7 protein-coding genes are annotated in these 6,146 nt (G+C 70.5%); 2 read left to right on the top strand and 5 right to left on the bottom strand.

The window, feature by feature from the left end; translation table 11 throughout:
• The first annotated feature begins 5 nt into the window (after positions 1 to 5).
• Positions 6 to 1,592, top strand: coding sequence for an acyl-CoA synthetase (locus tag BCY76_RS12655; protein ID WP_085437765.1), 1,587 nt, complete (start codon positions 6 to 8; stop codon positions 1,590 to 1,592).
• Positions 1,593 to 1,605: 13 nt separating this feature from the next.
• On the opposite strand, the gene BCY76_RS12660 is transcribed toward BCY76_RS12655, so the two are convergent.
• Positions 1,606 to 2,826, bottom strand: a complete 1,221-nt coding sequence (locus BCY76_RS12660; RefSeq protein ID WP_070160207.1) for a citrate synthase — start codon at positions 2,824 to 2,826, stop codon at positions 1,606 to 1,608.
• Between the two features lie 83 nt (positions 2,827 to 2,909).
• On the opposite strand from BCY76_RS12660, the gene BCY76_RS12665 reads away from it, so the two are divergent.
• Positions 2,910 to 4,070, top strand: coding sequence for a citrate/2-methylcitrate synthase (locus BCY76_RS12665; RefSeq protein ID WP_070160191.1), 1,161 nt, complete (start codon positions 2,910 to 2,912; stop codon positions 4,068 to 4,070).
• Positions 4,071 to 4,159: 89 nt separating this feature from the next.
• Here the strand turns inward: BCY76_RS12665 and pcaC are convergent, their stop codons facing one another.
• The 4 genes from pcaC to BCY76_RS18680 form a co-directional block, all read right to left on the bottom strand.
• Positions 4,160 to 4,564: a 4-carboxymuconolactone decarboxylase gene (gene pcaC, locus BCY76_RS12670; RefSeq protein ID WP_070160193.1), complete on the bottom strand. Its 405-nt coding sequence runs from the start codon at positions 4,562 to 4,564 to the stop codon at positions 4,160 to 4,162.
• A complete protein-coding gene (locus BCY76_RS12675; RefSeq protein ID WP_083277501.1) occupies positions 4,557 to 5,393 on the bottom strand; it encodes an alpha/beta fold hydrolase in 837 nt (278 codons plus the stop codon). Before BCY76_RS12675 ends, pcaC begins: the two co-directional genes overlap by 8 nt.
• A 77-nt stretch (positions 5,394 to 5,470) precedes the next feature.
• Entirely contained in the window at positions 5,471 to 5,764 is a 294-nt protein-coding gene (locus BCY76_RS18675) for a hypothetical protein (protein WP_085437766.1), read from the bottom strand.
• A partial coding sequence (locus BCY76_RS18680) for a lyase family protein (protein ID WP_272896846.1) occupies positions 5,761 to 6,146 on the bottom strand: 386 nt, incomplete at its 5' end. The genes BCY76_RS18675 and BCY76_RS18680, both read right to left, overlap by 4 nt.

Raw genomic sequence — 6,146 nt, forward strand, 5'->3', positions numbered from 1 at the left:
CACACATGATCAACCACGGTCTGGGGGACTGGATCCACCGACGTCGGGTCCGGATGGCTGATCGGCCCGCCCTGTTCAGCACCGCCGGCGACCTCACCTATGGGGAGCTGGCCTCCCGCATCGACCGGCTGGCTCAGGCCCTGGCCGAGCGCGGAGTGCGGCCGGGAGACCGGGTGGCATACCTGGGGGAGAACGCCCCCTCGGTGCTCGAATGCCTCTTCGCCGCGGGCAGCCTGGGGGCGGTGTTCGTGCCGTTGAACACCCGGCTGGCGCCCCCGGAGCTGGCCTTCCAGCTGCAGGACTCCGGGGCGCGGACGCTGGTCTGCTCCGCCGAGCTCGGCCGGCAGGGTCTGGTCAGCTGCCCAGACACCCCGGTGGAGCGGGTGCTGATCGTCGGCGAGGAGACCGTGCCCGCCGAACTGGAGGACCTGGCCGACGAGCAGTTGGGCGCCGAGGTCTCCGCGCGGCCGGTGCTGGAGGCCTATGAGCCGGTCCTGGCCTCCGGAGCTGACGAGCGGCCCCAGGTGCCGGTGGCCCAGGAGGACCTGGCGGTCATCCTGTACACCTCGGGCACCACGGGGCGGCCCAAGGGTGCGATGCTCAGCCACGGGAACCTGCACTGGAACGCGCTGAACGTCATCACCGACTACGACATCACCAGTCGGGACGTGGCGCTGATGATCTCCCCGCTCTTCCACGTGGCCGCCCTCAGCCAGGGGACCCTGCCGGTGCTGCTCAAGGGTGGCGCCGTCATCCTGGAGACCCGGTTCGATCCGGGACGGGCCCTGCGGCTGATCCGGGAGCACGGGGTGACGAACATGTCCGGGGTGCCCACCACCTATCAGATGCTCTGCGAGCACCCGGACTGGGAGTCCACCGACCTGTCGTCGCTGCGCACGCTGACCTGCGGCGGGTCGGCGGTGCCGGCGCGGGTGCTCGACGCCTACGAGAACCGTGGCATGGCATTCACCATGGGATACGGGCTCACCGAGACTGCTCCCGGGGCTACGATGCTGCCGCCCTCCCACTCACGGGCCAAGCAGGGCTCCGCGGGACTGCCGCACTTCCACACTGACGTCCGCGTGGTCCGCCCCGACGGCGAGCGGTGCGCCCCCGGTGAAGTGGGGGAGATCCTGGTGCAGGGTCCCCACGTGGTCTCCGGCTATTGGAACCGGCCGGACGCCACTGCGGCCGCCCTGGACGAGACCGGCGAGGGCACCTGGCTGCACACCGGGGACATGGGGCGCCTGGACGATGAGGGGTTCCTGTACGTCACCGATCGGTTGAAGGACATGATCATCTCGGGTGGGGAGAACATCTACCCGGCACAGGTGGAGCAGGAGATCGCGCAGCTCGACGCCGTCGCCGCGGTGGCGGTCATCGGGGTCGAGGATGACCGCTGGGGCGAGGTGCCCCGCGCCGTCGTCGTGGTCCGCGAAGGCCACGAGATCACGGCGGAGGAGATCATCGAGCACCTGCAGGGCCGACTCGCCCGCTACAAGATCCCCAAGTCAGTGGTGTTCGTCGAGGAGATGCCGCGCACCGCCTCCGGGAAGATCCGCAAGCCCGCCCTGCGCGAGCTGCACGCCTGACCCCATCCACTGATCAAGGGCCTGTGTAGCGGCCTTGGGGACGCAGCCGCAGGGGTCTCTCCGTCTGTTCTGCGAGCCCATGCGCGATCCACCCTACGGACCGACCTAGCCCGAAGAGCAGAGGTCCGTCGCCCTCGTGCATGCCTGCAGCGAGGACCAGCGCGGCCAGCGCCAGATCGATGTTGGGGTGCTGGCTGCTGCGCCTGTTCACGACCTCCGTCAGGTCGGTGACGGCGGCCGTCACCTCGGCTCCGTGGGGTAGATCCGGGATGAGCTCCAGCAGGGTGGTGGCTCGTGAGTCGCCGTCGGCATAGAGGAAGTGGCCGAATCCCGGCAGTCGGGCGGCCGAGCTGCGGACGGCCGTCCTGAGGGCATCCTCCGGAGCGGCTCCGTCGAGAACCGATCGGAGCAGCTGAACGGTCGTCACGCTGATGCTGCCGTGCAGGGGTGAGGCGAAGGCGCCCAGTGCTGCGGAGAGCACTGCGTAGCCTGAGGCACGGCCTGAGGCGGCGATCCGTCCCGCGAAAGTCGAAATGGCCAGATCGTGGTCGATGGTGAGGATCAGCGCGGCATCCACGGCCCGCACGTGCTCCGGGCGCGGGGGATGGGGCGTCAGGGCCAGCCACAGTGTCTCAGCTACCGACCGCGTCTCCACGCCCGGCGTGAAGGGGTCGCCGAGAAGTCGGGGAACGCCGTGCAGGAATCGGGCGCCTGCCCGCTGCAGCGCCCCCTGGGAGATCTCGTCGCGTCCCGGGTCGGTGGTGCCCAGTCCGATCGCCGCGGCCTGGAGTTGGTCGATGCGATCTGCCCCGGCAGGCAGCGATGCCAGCAGCGTCGCCACTTGTGCGAGGTCTGTCGTCGGAGGCGACGACAGAGGGGCTTCCCAGTCACCGTGCCAGATCCATGCGGCGACCCGCTCCACTGTGCTGGTCCGGGCCAGATCGCTGGCGGACTGACCTCGCAGGTACAGCTCGTCGTCCTCGACCAGCGCGAGGTCCGTGTCCAGGACCATCAGCGGCCTGGCGGTCGATGCTCCGTGGCGGCGCAGGGGGCGGGGTCGGTTCCTGGCGGCGAACGCCTCCACCTCGAGGGGGTCGAACAGTGAACCTTCCTGGGTGCGAGTGCAGCTGATCCGGCCCCGGGAGACATAGGCGTAGAGCGTCTCCACCTTGATGCCGAGGCGTCCGGCGACCTCGACGGAGGTCAGTCTGCGGGGCCCATCCTGAGGGGTCATGTTGATCCGATCAACGTTGATTCGGCCATCGTCACGCCAGACCATGATCCCGCATCCATCAGTCGGAGGAGAAGGAGCGTGCCATGAGTGGTGACCGGATGGACGAGACACTGATCGACGTCCCTCGCGGCCTGACGAATGTCGCTGTCACCGAGACGCGCATCAGCCGGGTCCGGGGGCATGAAGGGTATTACCAGTATCGCGATCGGTCGGCGATCGAGATGGCCCGAACCGCCACATTCGAAGAGGCTTGGGCGTTGCTGGTCTGCGGGACCGCGTCGGAGGGGGCGACGCTGCGCGATGTCGCCTCGCGCACGCAGCGGCAGCATCGTGGACTGGTGGACCGTGTGAGCCGCGCCGTCGGTTCCGCGTCCGCCCCGCGGAGGCTCGACGTCGTGTCGGGGCTGAAGGCCGCGCTCCCGATGGTGTCGCAGGAGCTGGAGATGCGGCCTCTGTATGACCTGGACGAGGCGCAGCGGATGGAGGATGTCGTGGTGCTCGTCTCGTTGGTTCCGGAACTGCTCGCGGCATTCCACCGGCTCAAGGACGGACGGGGTGAGGGCCGAGAGGCTGATGGGCCCGCTGCTGCCCCCGGGCTGGTGAGACGGTATCTCCAGCAGGTCACCGACGTCGTCCCGGATCCGGCGTGTGAGCGCGCTCTGAGCGCCTACCTCGTCGCCGCGATGGAGCACGGATTCAACGCTTCCACCTTCACCGCGCGGGTGATCGCCTCCACGGGTGCCGACGTCGCCTCCTGTCTCGCCGGAGCGCTGGGTTCTCTGACGGGTCCTCTCCATGGGGGTGCGCCGTCTCGGGCGCTCGACGCTCTGGACACGGCCGACGCAGCAGGCGGGAGCAGTGAGCAGTGGTTGCGCGGAGAGGTGGCGGCCGGTCGGAGGATCATGGGCTTCGGCCATCCCGTGTACCGCACGGTCGACCCACGCTCACAGATGCTGAAGCAGTTCGTGCGTGACCTCGGCGGCTCGCGTGTCCAGGCGGCCCTGGACTTCGAGCAGGCCGCCGAGAGGGTGCTGGCGGAGCTCAAGCCCGGCAGGGCGCTGCACGCCAATCTTGAGTTCTACGCCTCGGTCCTGATGGAGCGATGTGGAATCCCCCGCGAGATGTTCACGGCGACGTTCGCCGTGGGTCGTGTCGTGGGGTGGTCGGCGCACATTCTGGAGCAGGCGCAGGATTCCAAGATCATCCGGCCTTCGGCCCGATTCACCGGCCCGGAGATCGCCTGACCGTCATCGAGTGGTCATGAACCCCGGCATCTCGACCCGATCTGCGGCGTGGCATCGGGCAGATGGCGGGATTCGTGGCCACTCGATGCTCAGTCCCCGCCGAGCTCCTCGGCAATGACCCGCTGGCCGATGCCGAAGGCGACGTTCGCCGCCGGCACGGAGCAGTAGATGGCCGCCTGGAGAAAGACCTCCTTGATCTCGTCGGCAGTCATGCCGTTGCGCAGGGCGGCGCGGATGTGCATCTCCAGCTCCTCCCAGTAGCCGCCGGCGATCATGGCGGTGAGCGTGATGGCTGAGCGTGTGGTGCGTGGCAGGCCTGGGCGGGTCCAGATGCTGCCCCAGGCGTAGCGAGTGATCAGCTCCTGGAAGTCCTCGGTGAAGGCGTTCTTCTTCGCCTCGGCGCGGTCCACATGCGCATCCGAGAGCACCTCGCGGCGCACCTCCATGCCGGCGGCGTAGGGGTCTTCAGCGGGTGTGGGGCGGGGGTCAGTCATCGAGCAGCTCCTCCAGGAGTCGGGCCGTGGCCTCGGGGGCCTCGGCGGGGGCCAGGTGTGCGACGTCGGGCAGCGTCACCGCCCGCACCGGTACGGAGCCTGCCGCCGCGCCGTCGGCGATCACCGCGGCATCCGCCGGCGGACACACGGTGTCCTCGGCGCCGTTGATCACCAGCAGAGGACGGGTGAACCGGTCCAGACGGCCGGTGAGGTCATGGGCGCCCAGGGCGTGGCAGGCGTGGGCGTAGCTGTGGCGGTCGGCGTGCTGCAGGGACTGCAGCAGGGACGTGGCCACCCGGGGGTGCTCGGCCATGAACCCGGGGGCGAACCACCGCTGGGCCGAGCCCTCCACCATCGTGGGGGTCCCCGCCTGGGCCACGAGCTCGGCCCGCTCGGCCCAGCCCTCCGGGGTGCCGATCCGGGCGGCGGTGCAGATCGCGGCCAGCCGGTCGATGCGGGTCCCCAGCCGCTGGGCCAGGGCCAGCGTGGTGGCTCCACCGATGGACACCCCGGCGGCCAGCACCGGGGTCGACGACGACACTCCGTGTTCGGCGACCACTCCCGCCAGGATCTCCTCCACGCCGTCGGCCAGGTCCTGGAGGGTGTACGGACCGTCGGAGGGCCGGCTCGCCCCGTGACCCGGCAGATCCCAGCCGATGACGACGAACCGTTCCTGCAGGTGAGGCACCGCGGGCCCCCAGAGCGCCGAGACGCTCGTGCCCAACGAAGGGCCCACCAGCAGCAGCGGGCGCTCGCCGGAGGTCAGGTCCTCGATGCGGCCGGCAAGCAGGGTCGGGGTGAGGGTGAGGGATCCCTGGGTCTGCGTCATCGACTCTTCCTGTGATGGCTGGTTGGTCAGTGGGGTGTGGCGGGTGGTGCGACGCCGAGGCGTCGGGGGCCGTGGCGTCAGGGGGAGAGCCCCGCTCGCAGCTCGGCGAACCGGGCCCGTGCGGCGTCGATCAGCTGCGCCGAGCGGCCCAGGTAGCGGTGGGGGTCCAGCGTCTCGGCCAGCTCGTCGTCGCTGATCGTCTCGGCCGGGAGCTTCTCCCGCAGCCGGACGGTCAGGTCGGACTCATCACGCGCAGCCTCGGCCAGCAGCGCCTTCAGCCCGGCCGGTCCGCCCGGGTGAGCGTCGCCCAGTCGGGCCAGGAGGCGTTCGCCGAGCACTCCCGGGCCCGCGGCGTCCAGGTTCTGACTCATCGCGGTGGGGAACACCTGAAGGCCCTCGCACAGCTCCGCGGCCCGGGCGCCGCGCCCCCGGTGAGGCGCAGCAGTTCGGTCAGGGCTGGCCATTCGGCGTGCCAGGCGCCGTCGGGCCGTTCGTCCACGGCGGCGCCGGCGGCCTGGTGGAGCGTGGCCAGATGTCCGGGTCCGGCCAGGGCGGCGGAGCGGATCAGCACCGAGAGCACCGGATTCTGCTTCTGCGGCATCGCGGAGGAGCCTCCGCGGCCTGGGGCGGAGGGCTCGCGCAGCTCTCCGATCTCCGGGCGCTGCAGGGTCAGCACGTCGGAGGCCAGAGTGCCCAGCGCGGCGAGGGCCTCGGCGGCGGCGGAGGCCGCCTGCAGCACGGGCCACGGCGGGC

The sequence above is a fragment of the Nesterenkonia sp. PF2B19 genome (assembly GCF_001758425.2).
Classification (GTDB): Bacteria; Actinomycetota; Actinomycetes; order Actinomycetales; family Micrococcaceae; genus Nesterenkonia; species Nesterenkonia aethiopica.

What these genes read in the sequence shown, in the direction of transcription:
- BCY76_RS12660 (WP_070160207.1), bottom strand. Translation starts at nt 2,826, where the DNA reads ATGACCCCTCAGGATGGGCCCCGCAGACTGACCTCCGTCGAGGTCGCC.
- BCY76_RS18675 (WP_085437766.1), bottom strand. Translation starts at nt 5,764, where the DNA reads ATGAGTCAGAACCTGGACGCCGCGGGCCCGGGAGTGCTCGGCGAACGC.
- BCY76_RS12665 (WP_070160191.1), top strand. Translation starts at nt 2,910, where the DNA reads ATGAGTGGTGACCGGATGGACGAGACACTGATCGACGTCCCTCGCGGC.
- BCY76_RS12675 (WP_083277501.1), bottom strand. Translation starts at nt 5,393, where the DNA reads ATGACGCAGACCCAGGGATCCCTCACCCTCACCCCGACCCTGCTTGCC.
- BCY76_RS12655 (WP_085437765.1), top strand. Translation starts at nt 6, where the DNA reads ATGATCAACCACGGTCTGGGGGACTGGATCCACCGACGTCGGGTCCGG.
- pcaC (WP_070160193.1), bottom strand. Translation starts at nt 4,564, where the DNA reads ATGACTGACCCCCGCCCCACACCCGCTGAAGACCCCTACGCCGCCGGC.